The organism is uncultured Fibrobacter sp., assembly GCF_937877005.1.
Lineage (GTDB): Bacteria > Fibrobacterota > Fibrobacteria > Fibrobacterales > Fibrobacteraceae > Fibrobacter.
The window spans coordinates 1-2186 of sequence record NZ_CALEFV010000132.1; the positions used below are offsets into that span (position 1 = coordinate 1).

A 2186-nucleotide genomic window follows, 5' to 3' on the forward strand; every position below is an offset into this window, starting at 1 on the left:
TTCTGCGTGCCTTCAACGTCCTTGAATTCCTTGAAGCTGTATTTACCGCTATCGAGCACCGCGGCAAATTTACCGTCCACGAAGAAGAGCGCCTTCGTGCCGGGGGTGATATAAACACCCTTCAGGGTCTTGTAGCCCTCGATATCGCTTTCATCTTTTGGATTCTTGGGAAGGTACCTTTTGAATATGGTATCGCGGTCTTCCTTGCGGATGCCGACACCAGTGTCCTTGACGGCTATCTTCAACATGATGTAGTCGTCTGTCCGGAGCGAACCAATCGGCGGCAAGTTGTCAAAGCCCACCGACAAGGAAACACCACCCACTTCGGTAAACTTGACCGCATTCGAAAGCAGGTTGTTGATAATCTGGATAATACGATTCTGGTCGCCCCACAGGCAAGACGGAATATCGGGATCGCAATCAATGTGGAAGGTCAGGCCCTTCGCCTTCGCCTTCGGTTCATTTTCATTGTAGCATTCCTGTAAAACCGTAAAGACGTCGTATTCCATCGATTCAATACTCAGGCGGCCCGACTCGATTTTCGAAACATCCAGCACATCGTTCACCAACGAAATAATGCTTTGACCCGCACTCTGGATGTTATTGGAATATTCCTTCATGTTGTCATCGTGCAGTTCCTTTTGCACAATGGAATTCATGCCGAGAATACCATTCACCGAAGAACGAATCTCGCGGCTCATGCTCGTAAGGAACGCCGTCTTGGAGCGGTTCACGCGAATAAGCCTCAAGTATTTTGCAAATACCGCCGTGAACAGCAATACAAACAATACATAAATCAAGAAGATAAGAATCGCATTGCGCAAGACAGCAATATTCAAGGTCTTCCAAAGCGTACGTTCTTCAACAAGGCGGACCACATACCAATCGCCCTGCACCAGTGCCGAGAACACGCGATAGTCCCGGCCTCTCAGGTTAAAGACAAACGGTTCTTCGCTGGCAAACGAAATCGCCCGGGCCAGTTTTTCCTCGTCCGTGCCCCAGAAATCAGCCGACAAGTAGTTCTTTCCATTCTGGGTAATATCCGTGTGCGAAATAACCACACCCTTCTTGTCGATAATGACCAACATGTTCGACAAGTCACTCTTCTTGACATCGGCAATTAAGTCTTTCAAGAACAGATCAACCGCAAGAACGCTTTTCTTATCGGAAAGGCGCAAGCTGATGGTCACCACCTGTTCGCCACTGTGCGGATCCAGGTGAGTCGGAATCAAGGCAACCTTGTCCTTTTCCATAGGGGCATTCTGGTACCAGGGTCTAACCGAAGGTACATAACCTGCGGCAGGAGTCCAACGGCCGCCGCTCAGGAATTCATCGCGGAGCAATCCAAACATATTGCACAAGACAATATCGTTCGAATGTCTGTAATATTCCGCTTCGGAAATCAACAGCGATTCAATCTGCGCCAACGTGGCCCCATGATCCAAACTCTTTTCTGCGATGCGAGTGGTTACGCGCAGCACCGATTCGCCGCGGGCCAAGAATCCGTTGATTGCTTCTGCATCCTTGGCATTGGACATCTTGCCCGCGAGCAAGGTTTCTTGTTTTACGGATTCCAAATAATCTTTGGATATGTACACGCCGACTGTGGCAAAGGCCAGCCCCACCACAACAAGGATTATCCCGTAAAGAACTCTTACGCGATTCTCGTTTTCTATAGTCCTAGAGAACACAATCAAAATATAAGATATTTCGGAATAAAAATTCACTATGCTATATTTCTATACATGAAGTTCGAAAAAGAAACATTAGAAGGCCTGCTCAAGAGGGCTGAATCCGAGGGAATTTTCAACAAAGCAGTCGCCGGATTCATTTTACCCGACGGTCGCCGTGAAATTTTGACGCTAAACACGCCCAAAAATACGGTTTTCGACATCGCAAGCCTCACCAAGGTGTGCCCCACCTCCACGCTCGCCCTGAGTTACATTCTCGAGGGCAAGCTATCGGTCGATACCAAAGTCATCGACTACATTCCAGAACTCCAGACCAATTACCGCGAAGACATTCGCGTTTTCCACTTGCTGACGCACAGTCTCGATTACCGTGTGCCCATGAAGACCCTGCGCACGCTGCCCGCCGAAGGCATTTTGAACGCACTGTATACATACCAGTTTGAGAAGGCGCCCGGCGCAGATTTTAATTACGGCAACCCCGCCAGCGTACTTCTT

The 2186-nt window shown here is 48.9% G+C and carries 2 protein-coding genes; one reads left to right on the plus strand and one right to left on the minus strand.

All coding sequences use genetic code 11. The features are described from left to right. A partial coding sequence (locus tag Q0628_RS06495) for a hybrid sensor histidine kinase/response regulator (protein ID WP_298769306.1) occupies positions 1–1691 on the minus strand: 1691 nt, incomplete at its 3' end. Positions 1692–1745: 54 nt separating this feature from the next. Between Q0628_RS06495 and Q0628_RS06500 the strand changes: the two genes are divergently transcribed. Then, the coding region (locus Q0628_RS06500; protein WP_298769308.1) for a serine hydrolase domain-containing protein at positions 1746–2186 on the plus strand (441 nt) is incomplete at its 3' end.